This window comes from Novacetimonas maltaceti, from assembly GCF_002906255.1.
GTDB lineage: Bacteria > Pseudomonadota > Alphaproteobacteria > Acetobacterales > Acetobacteraceae > Novacetimonas > Novacetimonas maltaceti.
In genome coordinates this window covers 1-16,863 of the sequence record NZ_POTC01000002.1, presented here as the reverse complement: position 1 = coordinate 16,863, position 16,863 = coordinate 1, and the positions used below count along the sequence as shown (strand labels likewise).

General features: G+C 62.9%; 17 protein-coding genes. 4 read left to right on the top strand and 13 right to left on the bottom strand.

The window, feature by feature from the left end; translation table 11 throughout:
- Window positions 1-14 precede the first annotated feature (14 nt).
- Window positions 15-1,301 (top strand): beta-ketoacyl-ACP synthase II, encoded by a 1,287-nt coding sequence (gene fabF, locus KMAL_RS01195; protein WP_110093943.1) that lies wholly within the window; start codon window positions 15-17, stop codon window positions 1,299-1,301.
- Between the two features lie 50 nt (window positions 1,302-1,351).
- Complete coding sequence (mltG, locus tag KMAL_RS01190) at window positions 1,352-2,329, top strand: endolytic transglycosylase MltG (protein WP_110093942.1); 978 nt, start codon at window positions 1,352-1,354, stop codon at window positions 2,327-2,329.
- A gap of 115 nt (window positions 2,330-2,444) precedes the next feature.
- On the opposite strand, the gene KMAL_RS01185 is transcribed toward mltG, so the two are convergent.
- The 8 genes from KMAL_RS01185 to KMAL_RS01150 all read right to left on the bottom strand — a co-directional run bounded on the left by KMAL_RS01185 (window position 2,445) and on the right by KMAL_RS01150 (window position 9,595).
- Window positions 2,445-3,227, bottom strand: a complete 783-nt coding sequence (locus KMAL_RS01185) for a lipid-binding SYLF domain-containing protein (protein ID WP_110094059.1) — start codon at window positions 3,225-3,227, stop codon at window positions 2,445-2,447.
- Between the two features lie 147 nt (window positions 3,228-3,374).
- Window positions 3,375-4,163 carry an inositol monophosphatase family protein gene (locus tag KMAL_RS01180; RefSeq protein WP_110093941.1) on the bottom strand — a complete coding sequence of 263 codons (789 nt, stop codon included), beginning with the start codon at window positions 4,161-4,163 and terminating at the stop codon, window positions 3,375-3,377.
- 32 nt (window positions 4,164-4,195) lie between these two features.
- On the bottom strand, window positions 4,196-4,708 hold the full coding sequence (locus KMAL_RS01175) for an MmcB family DNA repair protein (protein WP_110093940.1): 513 nt from the start codon (window positions 4,706-4,708) through the stop codon (window positions 4,196-4,198).
- A 58-nt stretch (window positions 4,709-4,766) separates the two neighbouring features.
- Entirely contained in the window at window positions 4,767-5,549 is a 783-nt protein-coding gene (locus KMAL_RS01170; RefSeq protein WP_110093939.1) for a nucleotidyltransferase family protein, read from the bottom strand.
- Window positions 5,546-6,328 carry a sterol desaturase family protein gene (locus KMAL_RS01165; protein ID WP_110093938.1) on the bottom strand — a complete coding sequence of 261 codons (783 nt, stop codon included), beginning with the start codon at window positions 6,326-6,328 and terminating at the stop codon, window positions 5,546-5,548. Before KMAL_RS01165 ends, KMAL_RS01170 begins: the two co-directional genes overlap by 4 nt.
- Entirely contained in the window at window positions 6,325-7,446 is a 1,122-nt protein-coding gene (locus KMAL_RS01160) for an LptF/LptG family permease (protein ID WP_110093937.1), read from the bottom strand. Before KMAL_RS01160 ends, KMAL_RS01165 begins: the two co-directional genes overlap by 4 nt.
- Entirely contained in the window at window positions 7,443-8,663 is a 1,221-nt protein-coding gene (locus KMAL_RS01155) for an LptF/LptG family permease (RefSeq protein WP_180999712.1), read from the bottom strand. Before KMAL_RS01155 ends, KMAL_RS01160 begins: the two co-directional genes overlap by 4 nt.
- 14 nt (window positions 8,664-8,677) lie before the next feature.
- A complete protein-coding gene (locus KMAL_RS01150; RefSeq protein WP_110093936.1) occupies window positions 8,678-9,595 on the bottom strand; it encodes a metallophosphoesterase family protein in 918 nt (305 codons plus the stop codon).
- Window positions 9,596-9,778: 183 nt separating this feature from the next.
- On the opposite strand from KMAL_RS01150, the gene KMAL_RS01145 reads away from it, so the two are divergent.
- Together KMAL_RS01145 and KMAL_RS01140 are read left to right on the top strand one after the other, a co-directional pair.
- Window positions 9,779-10,756 (top strand): diacylglycerol/lipid kinase family protein, encoded by a 978-nt coding sequence (locus KMAL_RS01145; protein ID WP_110093935.1) that lies wholly within the window; start codon window positions 9,779-9,781, stop codon window positions 10,754-10,756.
- A gap of 8 nt (window positions 10,757-10,764) precedes the next feature.
- Complete coding sequence (locus KMAL_RS01140; protein ID WP_180999711.1) at window positions 10,765-11,751, top strand: hypothetical protein; 987 nt, start codon at window positions 10,765-10,767, stop codon at window positions 11,749-11,751.
- Here KMAL_RS01140 and spt read toward each other — a convergent pair.
- From spt to KMAL_RS17100, 5 genes are all read right to left on the bottom strand, one after another.
- The gene (spt, locus tag KMAL_RS01135) at window positions 11,726-12,937 is read right to left on the bottom strand and encodes a serine palmitoyltransferase (RefSeq protein WP_110093934.1); all 1,212 of its coding nucleotides are present in this window, start codon (window positions 12,935-12,937) and stop codon (window positions 11,726-11,728) included. The two genes, KMAL_RS01140 and spt, sit on opposite strands and share 26 nt — an antisense overlap.
- 5 nt (window positions 12,938-12,942) lie before the next feature.
- The gene (locus KMAL_RS01130) at window positions 12,943-13,194 is read right to left on the bottom strand and encodes an acyl carrier protein (protein ID WP_003618505.1); all 252 of its coding nucleotides are present in this window, start codon (window positions 13,192-13,194) and stop codon (window positions 12,943-12,945) included.
- Window positions 13,195-13,424: 230 nt separating this feature from the next.
- Window positions 13,425-15,161 (bottom strand): fatty acyl-AMP ligase, encoded by a 1,737-nt coding sequence (locus KMAL_RS01125; protein ID WP_110094056.1) that lies wholly within the window; start codon window positions 15,159-15,161, stop codon window positions 13,425-13,427.
- Window positions 15,162-15,211: 50 nt separating this feature from the next.
- A complete protein-coding gene (locus KMAL_RS01120) occupies window positions 15,212-16,348 on the bottom strand; it encodes a hypothetical protein (protein WP_110094055.1) in 1,137 nt (378 codons plus the stop codon).
- Window positions 16,349-16,452: 104 nt separating this feature from the next.
- The gene (locus tag KMAL_RS17100) at window positions 16,453-16,740 is read right to left on the bottom strand and encodes a hypothetical protein (protein ID WP_180999710.1); all 288 of its coding nucleotides are present in this window, start codon (window positions 16,738-16,740) and stop codon (window positions 16,453-16,455) included.
- Window positions 16,741-16,863 lie beyond the last annotated feature (123 nt).

The window sequence follows — 16,863 nt, the reverse complement described above, 5'->3', positions numbered from 1 at the left end:
GGGAGCAGGTCGGGTTGATACAGTCTGCCGGATTGGCGTCGAAACAGCGACGCGTTGTTGTGACCGGTATGGGCATCGTCAGTCCGCTCGGGCTGGGGATTGAACATAACTGGTCACGTCTGGTGGCGGGGGAAAACGGCTTTGGCCGCATTTCCGCGTTCGATCCGTCAGGATTGCCAGCGCAGGTCGCGGGCGAAGTCCCGGCCGGGCCCACCGAAGAAAACTGCCTGACTCTTTCCGACTGGGTTCCTGTCAAGGACCAGAAGAAGATGGACCGTTTCATCCATCTCGGCCTGGTGGCAGCAACCGAAGCGGTCGAGGATTCCGGCTGGAAGCCCGAGACCGAGGAGGAACGCTGCCGCACCGGTGTCATGATCGGCGCCGGGATCGGCGGCCTCCAGACGATTTATGAGGCATCGGTCACGGTCAAGGAAGGTCGCGCGCGGCGCCTGTCGCCCTTCTTCATTCCTTCCGCGCTGATCAACCTTGTTTCGGGGCATGTCTCCATCAAATACGGCTTCAAGGGGCCGAACCATTCCGTGGTGACGGCCTGCGCCACCGGCGTGCACGCCATTGGCGATGCCTCGCGCATGATCATGCTGGGCGATGCCGATGTCATGGTCGCCGGCGGGGCGGAGGCTGCGGTCTGTGAACTCGGCATCGCCGGGTTCTGCTCCGCCAAGGCCCTGTCCACGCATTTCAACGACACGCCCGCCAAGGCCTCGCGTCCGTGGGACCGCGACCGTGACGGTTTCGTCATGGGCGAGGGTGCTGGCATCGTCGTTCTGGAAGAATACGAACACGCCAAGGCGCGTGGTGCGAAAATCTATGCCGAGGTCGTGGGATACGGGATGTCGGGCGATGCCCATCACATCACGGCGCCGGCGGCAGGGCATGACGGTGCGTTCCGCGCCATGCAGGGCGCATTGCGCAGCGCGGGGATGACGCCTGCCGACATCCAGTATGTCAACGCGCATGGCACCTCCACCATGGCCGATGACCTTGAGCTTGAGGCGGTCGAACGTCTGTTCGGTGATGACGGGCGCAAGCTTGCGATGTCGTCCACCAAGTCGGCCATCGGCCACCTGCTGGGTGCTGCGGGCGCGGTGGAGGCGATCTACTCCATCCTTGCGATTCGCGATAATGTCGCGCCGCCCACGCTCAACCTCGACAATCCCTCGCGGGAGAGCGTGATCGACCGCGTCGCGCATGAGGCGCAGCAGCGTCGCATTGATACGATCCTGTCCAACAGCTTCGGCTTTGGCGGGACAAACGCCAGCATCATCCTGCGCGGCGTCTGATCACGGGGATAGGATGCCCCTGCACCGGGGGATGACGCGAAAGGGGTGACGTGCGCAAGGTTCTGGCCGGACTGGGTATCGTTTTTCTTGTTCTGGTTCTGTCGGGGCTGGTGGGTGCGGGGTTCGGGATGTGGGTTTTCACCCGTCCCGGCCCATTGCCGGATGCACGTGTGGTCGTGGTCGCCAGGGGCGGGGAAGGCAGTGCCTATGCCTCGCTTCAGGCGGCGGGGGTGTTTCCCGATGATGCGTGGACCCGTTCCATCTTTCGTATTGCGGTGCGCCTGACCCGTCCTGACGGGGCGCTCCATGCCGCTGAACTGACCTTTCCCGCACATGCGTCCATGCAGCAGGTGCTGTTCGTCCTGCGTCATGGCAGGCCGGTCATCCATCGCCTGACCATTCCGGAGGGGCGCTCAGCCCTGCAGATCGCGACGCTGCTGGCGGATGCGCCCGCGCTGGACGGGAAATTTACGCCCCCGGCAGAGGGCAGCGTGATGCCCCTGACCTATGATTATGAATGGGGCATGTCGCGCGCGGCGCTGCTGGAGCGCATGCAGCACGCCATGACCCGCGCCCTGACCCATGTGTGGGAAGGACGGGTGCCCGACCCCGCCATTGCCGACCCCCAGGCGCTGCTGGTCCTTGCCTCCATGATCGAACGTGAAACCGCCGTGGCGGAGGAGCGACCGATGGTCGCGCGTGTCTTCCTAAACCGTCTGCATCAGGGAATGCGGCTGCAGTCGGATCCGACAGTGGTGTATGGCCTCAACCGGGGCGCCGGGCCTCTGGGGCATGCGCTGTCACATGCGGACCTGACCACGCCCACCCCCTACAACACCTATGTCATACCGGGCCTGCCGCCCGGCCCGATCTGCTCCCCCGGTGCGGCGTCGCTGGAGGCGGCGGCCCATCCGGCCGATGGGGACATGCTGTATTTCGTGGCCAATGGCCATGGCGGGCATGATTTCGCCAGCAGTCTGGGCGATCACAACCGGCATGTCAGCGCATTCAGGCAGCACCAGAGATAGGCCCGCCCTTTAACCAAAACCATTCAGAAGTTTTTGGTGAAGCTTTTTCAAAAAGCTTCAAAAGACGCCGCCTTCCTGGAAAAAGGCGGCTCCCAAAAACTTTTGGTAATTTCCCTTACTGGCTGGGCAGGTCCTGGCTATGGACCTCTCCGGCCTGCGCAGGCTGGACAACAGGCTGGCTGCTGGATGTCGTGGTGCCCGCGCCACCGGTGGGGACATTGGCCTGTGCCGTGGTCAGCACCTCGCTCAGTGCACTGCGCAGGGGATCGGCCCCGGGATTGTTGACACGCATGGAAATCACGATGTCTTCCGGCCCGACGATCTGGTTGTAATAGGCCCGGTTGGCCGGACTGTTGACCTTCAGCTTCGATCCGCCAAGGGCCGCGCCCGCGAACATGCCCTTCGATTTCTGCACGCCCATGATGTCGGTGTTATGCGATCCCGCCGTCCCGCTTTCGATTCCCGAACCGGATGACGCAAAGGATGTCCCGGCATCGGCCCCGAACTTGAACTGGCTGTCGAGCAGCGATTGCACGCCATTGTCGGTCATGACGAACATCATGATCTCGGCGTCCTGCATGCCCAGCTGCAGGCCGAAATTTGCGGTCGTGATGGTGTAGAATGCAGGGTCGGACCATGAACCGCGGGCATCGCGTGTCAGCAGGACGCATCCGCCGCTGCCGCCGCCAAAGGCGATGGACATGCGAAAGACCGACGGGCAGACGATCACGCCGCGTGCCTGCGCAAGGTAGTGCGTGATCTTGCTGGTGGACTTTGCCCCGGAAAAGATGTCCCGCACCGCAAGCGTGGCCCTGTCGACGAGGTTCTGTTCCTTTTCCACGGTTGCGGTGGCGGCCATGACGGCATTGCAGGGCAGCGCAAGCAGGGCTGCGGCCATGAGACTTTTGACGAAGAAACCGTTGCGCACGCGTTGTGCTCCCTTTCGATCGTGCCGGACCGCGGCATGAACGGGCCTGTCCCGCCGTGGGACATGACCCGCTTTCATGGCCGAATGATGGCTGGTTACGTCAATGCGCGACGTCCATCAATCCATTGATACGCCAACTGCGCGTGACAGCGCATCGGCAATATGCGGCGCTGCGGCCAGGATGGTCGCATCCCCCTCAAGGCCGCCATCACGCAGGAAGGGGGAGACGCGTGCCCCCGCCTCCTCCAGCAGGACGAGGGCCGCTGCGACATCCCACAGGTTGATGCTCATTTCCAGGTAGCCATCCTGCCGCCCGCAGGCGACTTCAGCCAGCGCGATGGCGCCCGACCCGCCCGAACGCGGCATCGCGCCAAGGCCGAGGATGGCGTCGATCTTCTGCTGGAACACGCCGGGCCTGACGCGGTTGCTCCATCCCATCTCGATCAGGGAGGTCGCGGGATCGGACACGGGGGAGGCATGGATCGGCTGTCCATTGAGGAACGCGCCATGCCCGCGCACGGCGGTATAGGTTTCCCGCAGGGCCGGGGCCTCGATAATGCCCGCGACCGGGGTGTCCCCATCCATCAGACCAAGGGAAATGCACCACCGGTTGCGCCCGCGTGCGTAGTTGGAGGTCCCGTCGATCGGATCGACCACCCAGCGCAGGCTGCCGGTGCGGGTGCGTCCTTCCTCCTCGCCCTGGAACCCGTCTTCGGGGAACATCTCACCGATCCGCTGGGAGATCAGGGCCTCCACCGCGCCATCGGTTTCCGTCAGCCAGTCCTGGGCCGCTTTCTGCGTTGCCTGCGGGCCGCCGGGGGCAGGGCGCATCTTCATCGCCAGGGCGGCGGCATCGCGCACGACCGAACGGGCGGCCTCGAAACGGCAGAGAATGGGATTGGACATGGGGTTTCCTTTTCTGTTGGGCGCAGGGCCGGTCACTCGGAACGTAACGCCGTGCGCAGCACCGTGGCCAGCGCGGGATCTTCCATCCGGTTCAGTCGCTGCGCCGCCAGCATGGCAAAACGGTGGGTCACGCTGCGTCGCCGGGCGGCGGCCAGCTTATGTGCCGGGGCGGGACGGATGATGGCCGCATCGGCAATTACCGGCCTGTAGCCCGATGCCGCAGGGATATCCACCACCATCACGCCCACATCGTCGGGCAGGAGCGCCTGCGGGAAGGAATGGGGCACCGCGAAATAGAATGTATCGCACCACGGGCGGTATTCGGGCCATTTCAGGTCGCTGCGGAAATCGGGCAGGCCGGACTTGATCTCGATGCAGGTCAGATTCCCTGCGGGACACAGGGCCATGATGTCGGCACGGCGTCCGTTGGGCAGGGGCATTTCGTGCAGCACCGCCCAGTCATGCTGTCCGCACAGGTGGGCGACCGCACGCCGGATCACGGGCTGGATGTCGGCGGTTGGCAGGTCCGGGCCGGGGGAGTGCATGGGAAGGTCTGATGGCACGTTTCACACCGCAAGTCACAAGGGGTACCGCGATTCTTCCTTATGCAGGCGCGGTCTCCCGCCCGATCAGGCGCGTCACAAGGTCCAGGTCCGCCGGCTTGTCCACGTCCACGGCGGCACGCCCATCGTCGATGGGAATCAGTCCCACGCGCGCGCCTGTCAGGTGCCCGATACGTTCGCATACCGCCGCGCGCGTCAGGCGGCGCAGGACGAAGCGCAGCAGGATGCCCGGCCCCAGCAGGCGCGCCATGCGCAACGGATGCTTGCGGTCATTTTCCAGCCGCTGCCACAGTTTCAGCACCGACATCGCGGCGGGCGTGCGCAGGAAAAACAGGTTGCAGCCGGAAAATGCGCCATCGGCCAGGCGGATCATCGTGCGTTTCGTATCGGGCACGTCGCGCAGGATCGCAGGTTCCAGCGCGATGCCTGCCGACATGTCGCAGTTCGCGCGCGTGGAATCGGCAATGAAGGCGCTGACCCATTCGGGGCGCAGCAGGGCATGGTCCGCCGTCGTGACCAGCAGCGGCGCGCCAAGGACGCCAAGCGCGTTCATGACACTGGCGCTTGGCCCTGCGGCTTCGGGAAGGAAGGTGACAGAAGGGGGCAGGGCATCGCGCACGGCGTCGGGACTGTCGATGCAGACCACGATCCGCCCCACGCCGGGCACCTGCATCAGGGCGTCACAGACCCGCGTAATCATCGGGCGGCCACAGACCGGCAGGATGGCCTTGTGCGAGATGCCGGCAGCCTGCGCCATCGGGTCGCGCACGCCACGCCGGCTGCCCGCAAGGATGAGTACGTTCAGTCCCGCACGCGTGGTCATGCGGCGTTCCGGTTCGGATTCGCGCCATCGGGACGGTCACGCGGCGGCGAACCCGTCAGGTCCATGACCCAGGGGTAGCGTTTCGCCTCGTCCTGGTCGTAGCCGAGGTTGAAGACACTCGGGCTGCGCCGGCAGCTCTTGGCATCGACGTAATAGCTGCGGAACAGGCGGTCCGCGATGAAGCTGGTGATGCCGTAATTGCCGTTTTCATTATGGAAATGATGCAGCACGTGACGCTGCTTCATGCGCTGAATCCATGCCATCTTCGGCTTGTAGTTGAGGTGCTGGATGCAGTGGAAGAATTCATAGATGCACGTAATCGTCAGTCCCGCGCCGAATGCCGCCGCGGCACCCGCCGCCTGCCCGATGGCGAAGCCGATGGGGATGGTGACGATTGCGATGGTCGGGATGGTGTTCAGCGGCGAGCCGAACAGCACGTCGAGCAGGTGCGGGTCCTGGTGATGGTCGAAATGGATGCGTTTCCACAGCGCGGATGTCCATTTCACGCGGTAGAGGAACCGTCCGTGCAGGATGAAGCGGTGGATTGCGTACCACACCAGCGGATAGACGAAGACCACCGACATGATGCTGATGCATACCGGCAGCCACGACACGAACGTGTGGACCATGATGCCGAAACTGCACAGTGCCAGTGCGAAATAGAGCAGGATTGTCGGATAGGTGAGATAGGCAATCCACAGCTGGCGAAGATTCATCTTCCCCAGGTCGAAGCTGCGCCCCGTCCGGATGGATGTGTTCTTCAGGGTACTGGTAATCATCGTTCTTCTATCCTCAATAGCACTGTCACAACGCCGAGAATGAAAATTACGATCCCGACAAAAACCGCCACCACGGAGGGGAGCGTACCGGCATTGCCAAGAGCCCGCAACAGCCCCTGGAACACGACAAACACCAGACCTGCACCCAGGCACCAGACAGGCAGCCAACTGCGCGTCCCGGCCCGGGGAGGGATATAAACCACAGGAATAGCCAATAACAGCATAACCGTAAATGTCAGGGGTAACATGATACGACCCAGTATTTCGGTCATGAAGAATGCCGGCGACTGGCTGGATGGGAAATCATTACGCAGGACACGCAGCATCGTCGCGATCGAAAGTGGCGTGTTTTCCGAAAGCTGCAGCAGCACATCGGGCGTCAGTGCCTGCGGCCAGTCCATGACAAGGCGCGTGTCGTCGGCCGGATCGGCCTGTTCCACCCTGGTGGCGCTGAGCACCGTCAGGCTGTGGTCGGGCACCCCGCTCCAGCGGTTGATGAAATAGCGGACCGTCGGCAGGTGGGTGACCTTCTGCAGCCCGCCATCATCATTGCGGCGATAGACCGTCACGTCATGCAGTTCCTGCCCGCCGCGCGCAACGCCGCCAATATTGACCAGCGTCATGCCGGTGCGGAACCAGACATCCCGCGACACCCCGTTGGGGGAGGGGTTGGTACTGTTCCACCACCGTGCCTGCGCGACCTCGCTGCGCGGGACGATCTGGTCATCGACAGTGACGCAGAGCACCCCAAGCCCCAGCACGGCGGGCAGGAACAGGCGGAACAGCCCCGGCGTCGAAAGGCCCGCCGCACGCAGGATGGAAATCTCGTTCGAGCTTGTCAGCTGCACAAGCGTGATCAGCGCCCCGATCAGCACCGCAAGCGGCATGGCGTTGCCAAACAGCAGCGGCAGGCGGATCACGGCATAATACAGCACCCCCGACAGGCCGAGATGACGGCTCATGATCTCCGTAACCTGCTCCAGCAGGGCCAGGACCTCCATCAGCGCGATGATGACGGCAGCCGTGGCGAACACCTTGGAGAGGAGTTCGCGCGTCAGGTATCCCACCAGCACCCTGCCACCCGGCAGCAGGGTGCGCCGTGCCCAGCCGCCACTCATGGGCGTGCATCCTGGACGCGGCGCGGCAGCCCGTCAGGCGACAGTTCACGCCGGGAGGATGGATGTTCGGGCATCATCAGGATGCGCAGGCCGCCACAGCGCCAGACCAGCGCCCAGACGCAGCATGTGGCGAAGACCAGCGTCGGCAGCCAGATCACCAGCAGCGGCGACATGTGCACGTTCGCCACAAGGCTGAGGCCCATCTGCAGGGTGTGGTCGAACCCCACCAGCGCGACGGCCGCGATGGGCAGGCCAAGGCTGCGTTTCTGCCGTTTCGCCATGACCGCCAGCGCGCAGGCCAGCAGGGGGATGAACGGAATCGCCACCGTGCGGGCAAGGCGGAAATGCAGTTCGGCCACCAGATAGGAATGCCTGATCCCGTCAATCCCGTGGCGGATGCCGTGATACAGTTCCGGCAGCGTCAGTTCACGCTCCGTCTGCCCGCGCGTGCGGTTGGCCTTCATCTTGTCGAGCTGCCCGTGGGGGGAGAACAGTTCCGTCGTATGGTCGAAATGGATCACGCTCGGGTTTTTGTCGTGCCGGTCGGTGATGATGGTGCCGTCAATCAGGTCGAGGCGGATCTTCTCGTCATTGTCGGGGATATACAGGTATCCCTTGCGCGCGGTGATGTAGCGCGTCAGGTCGTGGTTGCTGTTGTCGCGGATGAAGACCTTGAACATCCGCGACCCCGCGTCATCCACCTTTTCCGCCGTCAGCATCAGGTCGTGCGAAGGGGCGGCGAACATGTGGGATTGCAGGTGCGGGGTCCAGCCACTATGACTGGCGAAATACAGTGCCGAGCGGTAGTTGTAGCGGGCGTAAGGCTGTATGAATCCGTAAAGCGAGAAGCTGAGCACGCCAAGCACCGTTCCCACGACGATGAAGGGGCGCGCGATGCGGAACATGGACACGCCGCTGGCCATCAGGGCGTCGATCTCGTGATTCTGGCTCATCCGGCGGATGACCGAAAACACGCTGACGCACATGGCCGCCGGCAGCGCCAGCCCGAGATAGTGGGGAACAAGGTCCGTCAGCAGCGACACGAAGGTCTTCATCGAACTGCCGTTGGATGCCAGCAGGTTGAACAGCGCCAGAAGCCGCTCCAGCAGCAGTGCGGCCATCACCACGCCCAGTGAAATGGAAAATGGCGGGATGACCTGCTGCAGCAGGTAATGATCCAGCGTTCCGGGCATCAGTCCCCGGAGACCACGGCGCATGGACTGAGGAAGGTTCATCGCGGCGTGCTTATACCCGAATGCACCGGGGATGAAGCGGCCGGGGTGAAAATAATCGGCGGCGTTGCGGTGGCCCTGCCATCGGGCAGCATGATCCTGCGTGTGATTTCCGTGCGGTATCCCCCATTGGCGGCAGGGGAGATATGCACCAGGTTCCACGATGCCGCGCGTGCAGGGTCTGGCGACCTTGCGGATGCGGAGGCCACGCCCACGACCGGCACCGGGCCATCGGGCGCGGGCAGGGTCGCAATGGTGGAGACATGGGTATGCCCGTGCAGGACCAGTTCGGCCCCGTGCCGCGCGATGCAGGCGGCGAACCTGTCCGCATCGCGCAGTGACTTGCGACGCGGTGTCAGGCGGGCCAGCGGCGGATGGTGGATCATGACCACACGGCACAGCCCCTGCCGGCCGGTTTCCTCCAGCGCGTCCGCAAGCCGTGCGGCCTGGTGCGCGCCGATATCGCCCGATGCCTGGAAACACGGCGTGGGATGGGCGGAATTGATGCCGATCAGGGCAACCGGCCCCACCCGGCGCACAAAGGGGAAGGGCAGGGGCCCCATCCATGGCGCCCACCGGCCGATGGACTGGTGCCAGTCGCTGCTGACAAGCGCATCATGATTGCCGGGCACGACAGTAACCGGCATCGGCAGTTCCGACAGCCAGCGTGCGGCCTGCGCGCATTCGTCGGGCAGGCCAAGGTTGGTCAGGTCCCCCGTCACCGCCAGCATGTCGACCTTATGGGCGGTGATGTCCGCCATCACGCGCCGCAGCATGTCCGTACGGTGTATCAGCCGCCTGCGCTGCCATGAGAGATAGCTCAGGGCACGTTTGTTGAGCAGGTCACGCGCCCGGATGCGAAGGGTGTCGAGTGTCAGATGCAGATCGGAGGCATGTGCAATCAGAATATCGGTCAAAAGGCACTTTCCCCCGGATGCATCTGGATGCGCCAGACGGCTTGTCTGCTGGCTTCATCATGTATGGGTTACGCCATCCCGACGGCACCTATGTCGAGATAAGCTGGTTTTCCTAGCTTGCAATAAGAGGCAGATGGTTGCTTATGACCCGTACGTCAAATTTCTAAACGATTGGGACCGTCCGTGACACCACGCTTCGTCATTATCCATAATCCGCGCAGTCGGCGGAATCGGAGCGGGAATGAACATTACAGCATGATGGCGCGGCGGTCGCTGGGGGATGATTTTCTGACGCCCGGCGCGCCGGACGAACTGGTGCGCACCGTGGCGGACCTTGCGCGGCGCAATGTGCAGTGCATCGTCGTCGATGGTGGCGATGGCACGCTGAGTGACGTGCTCAGCGCGGTCCATTGCCATTACCGCCCCGACAGCCTGCCCGCGATCGCGGTCCTGCCTTCGGGAAACACGAACCTGATTGCGGGTGACGTGGGATTCGGGCTGCGCGGGATGGAGGCGCTGTCGCGACTCAACCGCCTTGCGGCGGGGGGCGACATGCGGCGCAACATCCGTCGCCGCCGCGGCCTCGTGGTCAGCTGGAGTGATCCGCAACGCCTTCCCGTCGTGGGCATGTTCCATGGTGGGGCCGCGTTCCGGCGGGGTATCGAACTGGCGCACCAGCCTGCGATTCTCGATCGGTATTCGCATGAGATGGCGGTGATCGTCACATTGGGCTCTTCCATCGCGCACCTGCTGTCGCGGCGCTTCCGGCAGGAATGGATGCAGGGGGACCAGGTCGCGCTGACGGTGGAGGGGACGCCACGGCGCAGCGGGCCATGCTTCCTGTTCCTCGCGACGACCCTGCAGAAACTGCCGCATGGCGTGTGGCCGTTCTGGCAGGGGCACGACTCGCATGATGATGGCATCTGGTACCTCGACGTCGCGGGGTCGCCGCCACGCCTGACGGGGGCGGTGCTGTCCCTGCTGCGCGGGCGCGTGCCTGCATGGCTGCGTCGCAATGCGGCCTATGACAGTGGCTGCGCGCGGCGTATCCGGCTGGAGATGAAGGAGGATTTCGTGCTCGATGGCGAAGTCCTGGATTCCGGCCCCGATGGCGTGACCTACCTGTCGGTCACGCCGCCCATCGATTTCATCCAGGCGTGAGGGAGAAGATGGCCGCGCAACAGATGCATACCGTCCCCGATGCTTCGGCCGCCAGCGAGGTCGCGCACCTGCTGGTCTCCGAACTGGTGCAGCCGGTGCCCCCTGCCGTCACGTCCTTTGTCGCCGCGATGATCGGCCCGTCGCGGCCGCTGGGCGTGCTGTTCTATGGCTCTGCCCTGCGGCAGCCGGACATGGACGGGATACTGGATTTCTACATCATCGTCGAACGGCTGCAGGACTGGCCTGCGGGTGGCTGGGCGCGCACGGCCAACCGGTTGCTGCCGCCCAACGTGGAATATCATGAACGCCTCATGGACGGGCGGATGGTCCGTGCGAAGGTCGCGATCCTGACGCTGGAGCAGTTCCGCCACATGACCGGGCGCAGGACGCTGGACACCACCATATGGGCACGCTTCTGCCAGCCCGTGCGCCTGGTCTGGGTGCGTGATGAGCAGGCGGCCGACGCCATCCTTGGCTGCCTGATCCGCGCCGTGGCCATGGCCGCGCGCTGGGCCATGGCGCTGGGACCACGGCAGGGGCGGGCGGATGATTTCTGGAACGCGCTGTTTTCAAGCACCTATGGCGCGGAACTGCGTGTCGAGAGCAGCCGCAAGCGTCCCCGTACCATTGTACAGGGACATGAAGACCGTTATCGCGCGCTGCTGGCTGCCGCATGGCGGGCCGATGGCCTGCCCTTTGTGGAGCACGGCGACGAACTGGAGCCAAAGGTCGATGCCACATGGCGCAGGGACATGCGCGATGGCTGGTGGCTGCGCCGGAAGATGGGGCAGCCGCTGAATGTCGCGCGTCTGGCCAAGGGGGCATTTACCTTTGCCGGGGGGGCGCGGTACATCGCATGGAAGATCAAGCGCCATTCCGGCATTGACCTGCCGCTGTCGCCCTTTGCCGAACGCCATCCGCTGATCTGCCTGCCGCGCCTGTTATGGTCGCTGCGGCAGGCAGGGTTCTTCAGGCGGAAACAGGCGCGCGATTGATGCCAAGTTCGCCAGCCACCGCCGCGAAGACGCTGACGGCCTGATCCACCTGTTCAGGCGTATGCGTCGCCATGACCGACGTCCGCAGCAGCGGGTGCTGGTCCGGCGTTGCGGGCGGCAGGCTGAGATTGACATAGACCCCAAGGTCAAGCAGCCGGTTCCAGAAGGCGACGGCCTGTTCCACATCATCAAGGATGACGGACACAACCGGGCTGGCCTGCGGACCCGTGCGCAGGCCAGCGGCGTTCAGCCCCGCATGCAGGCGGCGGGCGTTGTCCATCAGCTGGTGGCGCAGTTCGGGCCGGTTTTCCAGTTCGTCAAGCGCGGCCATGGTGGCGGCGATGACTTCCGGCGGCAGGGAGGCGGTGAACATGTAGGGACGTGAACACAGCCGGATCAGGTTCAGCCCGTCATGGTTGGAAACGCAGTAGCCACCAACCGTCCCAAGGCTCTTGGAAAAGGTGCCGACAACGAAATCGATGTCGTCTTCCACGCCATCGGCCTCGGCCACGCCGCGGCCATGCTCGCCCATGACGCCCACGGAATGGGCCTCGTCCGCCAGCAGCCATGCGCCGGTTTCGCGCTTGACCTGCGCGAATTCCGCCATCGGCACGACGTCGCCCATCATGGAGTAGATCCCCTCCACCACGATCAGCTTGGCGCCGGGGGTGCCATCAAGGCGCCGCAACCGCTTGCGCAGGTCGTCGGCATCATTGTGGCGGAAACGGATGACCTGCGCATGGCCCAGTCGGCTGCCATCATAGATGCTGGCATGGCTGTCCGCATCGAGCAGCAGGTAGTCATCCTTGCCCGCCAGCGCCGAAATCGTGCCGAGGTTGGCCTGGTATCCCGTGGAAAACACCATGCAGTGGCGGCGACGGAAAAATGCTGCCAGCCGGGCTTCCAGCTGCCGGTGCAGTCCCTGCGTGCCGTTGGCGATGCGCGACCCGGTCGTGCCGACGCCATACTTGCGCGCGGCCTCCACGGCGGCCTCGATCGCGGCGGGCGACTGGCTGAGGCCGAGGTAGTTGTTGGTGCCGAACAGCAGGGTCTCGCGCCCTTCGATCAGTCCGACCGTCGAGGAAATCGGCCGTTCGATCACCACGTCAAACGGGTTGCGGCCACCTTCGGCGGTCACGGTGGACAGCGAGCGTGACAGTCCCTCATATTTCGAAAAAATGGACATGAGGATCAGGACGCCTGCTTGAGGGAGACGATGCAGGCGGCGAGGTCGTCGATCGTGCGGATGTCCGCCAGCCGGTCGAGGGGGACGGAGACGTCGAGCTTGTCCTCGATCTCCATGACGAAATTCATGACGGCCAGTGAATCGAACGCCAGATCCTCGACGATCTTGCTGCCGCCATTGATGTCACGGGGAACCTTGGGGTTCGCCAGCAGTGTCTGCACGATGATGGCCGAGACGTCCGCTACCGTTTCACTCATTATTACATCCTTATGGCATGACCCTGCCGGATATCACCGAAAAGGGGGTCAGCGTGTCGTTGCCAGGTTCCGGGATTTTCCGGAACAGGGGGCGCGCCTGATGGTGTCCCCCCATGAAGGACCCCCCTTATGATTGAAAAACGGTATTTTGACCAGTACCGCTTTAACCTGCCGACAGTACATCCGTTCCCGCCGCATGGCGGAAACGGACAGGGACCGGACCGGTGGCCTCAGGCCACGGAAATGGTGGTATCGATCGGCTTGAACGCCCCCGACAGCAGCATCGACTTGGCCCGCGCACGCGTCAGCTTGCCCGAGGAAGTCTGCGGCAGCGTGTGGGGGGGGACAAGGATGACCGAGACATCGACCCCGTGCTGGCGACGAAACAGGCTGGCGGTGTCGTTGCGCAGGGTTTCGCGGGCTTCGGGTGTCGTGGCGCGGCACTGGACCAGGGCCACGATCTTTTCCCCGTCGCTTTCATCGACGGAGAATACCGCGACGTCACGGCTGCGCAGGGAAGCGATTTCCGTTTCCGCCGACCATTCAAGGTCCTGCGGCCAGATGTTGCGGCCGTTGATGATGATCAGGTCCTTGGCGCGTCCGGTAATGACCACCTGCCCATTGAGCATGTAGCCAAGATCCCCCGTGTTGAGCCACCCGTCCGCATCGACGACCTTGGCTGTTTCCTGCGGCTGGCGGAAATAGCCCTGCATCAGGCTGGGGCCACGGACGAAAATCGTCCCCAGCTGCCGGTCCTTGACGACCTTGCCCTCGCTATCGCGGACTTCAAGTTCATGTCCGGGCAGGACCTCGCCACAGATGACGAACGTGCGCAGCATCTGCGACGGATCGTTGGAAGGCGAGGCGATGGCCTGCGTCTCAAGGATGCGCAGGTCGATCGTATCGGTCTGGATGCCTGAGCCTAGCGGCACGAAGCTGATGGCAAGCGTCGTTTCCGCCATGCCGTAGCTGGCGGTGAAGGCGTGGCTGTCGAAGCCGGAGGCGGCAAAGCGTTCGGCAAAATCCTCAAGGATATGATAGCGGATCATGTCGCCGCCAATCCCCGCGACCCGCCAGCATGACAGGTCGAGCGAGATGGAAGTCGCACGGCGCGCGCACAGTTCATACCCGAAGGACGGGCTGTAGGAGATCGTGCCGCGGTTGCGGCTGATCAGGTCCAGCCAGACATGGGGACGACGCGCGAATTCGCGGGTTGGCAGCAGGTCGACGCTCAGTTGGCACGTCATGGGGGTCAGGAAGAATCCGACCAGCCCCATGTCATGATACAGCGGCAGCCATGAAACGCAGCGATCGCCCTTTTCACGCACCTTCAGCCCGTTGAGCGCGATGGCATGTGCATTTGCCATGCCAGAACGCTGTGTTACCGCGATTCCCATGGGAAAGCGCGTGCTGCCGGAAGAAAACTGCAGGTAGGAAATGTCGTCCGGCCCGACATCCGGCAGGTCGGTCACGGTAATTGGCGTGGCCAGCAGGTCTTCGGGAACGCCGGCGAAACGCAGGTCGAGCCCTTCGATCAGGTCATCCTTCCACGATGCGATAATGGAGGCGATGACCAGTGCGGAGGCATCGGCGCTTTCCACCATGCCGCGCAGGGTCGCGACATAGCCTTCGCGGCCACCGAATGCGACGGGCAGGGGAAGGGGCGCGGGAATCAGGCCGGCATACTGGCAACCAAAGAAGATGCGTGCGAAATCCCCATCGCTTTCTGCGACGATGGCAACCCGCTCACCGGGTTTCAGTCCAAGCGACAGCAGGCGCTGCGCAACCTCGCGCGCCTGCTGTCGCAGGGTGCGGTAGGGCAGTGCCTCCAGCAGTTCACCCCGGCCCGAGTAGATGTTGAAGCCACTTTCGCCTTCCGCGGCGTAATCAAGCGCCTGCAGGAAAGTGTCGAAATCGCCGTAGCGTCGCGGCTGGCCAGAATCTGTAGGGGTCGGGAGACGTGTCATTTCCGGTAATGTGACTTCCACGGGCAGGACTTGGAATGAAGAAAACGCGGTCATCGATCATTTGACCTTAAAAAGTCAATGATTGAATTCGCGGCAGTTGCGGCGCTCGGTCCCGGTACGGCATCGCCGAACGTGTCATGTATATATGATTTCTGCCGGTCTAGGAATTGGGTCTGCATCGTAAATGCCCTGTCGATTTCATGGCCAAGATCCGCGACGCAATCGATCACGTTCCCCAGGGACCAACTTGTGTAGTTCGGGTTGTCGCGCCAGCGGGTTTCATGCGCATCCAGGAACAGGCAGGGGCGCGGCGTGGTCAGGAATTCCGCAACCTGACTGCTGACGTCGCCCATATATAGGTCAGACCCCATGGTATAGGTCATGTCGATGCTCTTCTCGCTACCTGGATCAAACAACATATGTCCGCAATCTTGGTAGGGACGGAACAGCCGTTGTGCTTCGGTACGGTGGCTGTCGAACAACCTGTAGTGCGGAGCGAAAACCAGATTGTATTTCTGCTGTCGCGCAAAATAATCGAGTATCTGAATGCCGAATTTTGGGAATGATGACAAGTGGCGGCTGAAATGCGGGTTATACAGGATGGTCGGGCGGTCATTGGGGAACAACCGGTCGCGATGAATATTCATGCGCTGCACCAGGTCGAATTTTGCATAAATTCCATTTCTGTAATGGCCGGGCCGCAGGCTGCCCTGTGCCATCAGGCGCTGCTCCACCTTGTGGCCGGCCATCAGGATATAGTCGAAGTGCCGGACATCCTTGGCAAAACCGACGGCCCGATCCCCTGCGCCATGACGGGTCCAGACCAGCCTGGGCTGCCTTATCCCCATCCGGCGCAGATACAGGCTGGTACGTTCGGGAACGACGATTGCCTGAAACTTTCGGAAATATTCTTTGTTTAAAAACAGGGCCAGTATCTTGTCCGTGGGTTGCGGACCACGCCTGTCAATCTGGCGCCGGAGGAAGGATGGCAGTCGCAGGAGTTCATACTGGACCCGCGCCTCCGGGTAGAAACTCGCCAGATATTGCAGGTGCGCTTCGCGTTTTTCCGTCAGGCTTGCCAGATGGACTTCGACATCGGGGTGGCGGGCTGCCATTTCCATCGCGATGGGAAGGGAATGGAACTCCTGATGCGGATGTCCGATATAAGGGAAAATAACGCGCTGCACGTTCAATCCAGACCGTTGGTGTCATTGCAATGCGGGATGCAAGGCCCCTTACGTATGAGGACAGGCCTGCGCAAACACAAGTTCCGGGTGCCCACATGATTTGATCATGTCCCAAATTGCAGGGATGCGACCACCTGACGATTGACGGGCATGCTGTTGACGCGGACTGACGTGTCGGGAGTTTGAGCGTGCAGGGAGGGGGAGGCGTGAGCCTCCTCCTCTTTTTTTTGCTTTTTTTTTCGCGTTGATGTGGCGGGAATGGGAGTTTTTGGTTCGGGTTTGGCGGTTTTCCGGTGTTTTTGAGGGGTTTGCATAAGGCGTTGACAATGGGGGTCGATCTCCGTAAAACCCGCTTCACCGAACGGCACACCAGCCGCTACGGACTTGGTCATTGACAATAGAATAGAGACTGGAAGGGATATGTTGGCGGCGTTTTGCTGTGTTTACCTTGTGTAGGCATGGTGGAGGTGCGGTTGGATTGGGTGACTGATCGACTGGCCGAGACGTTTGTTGAT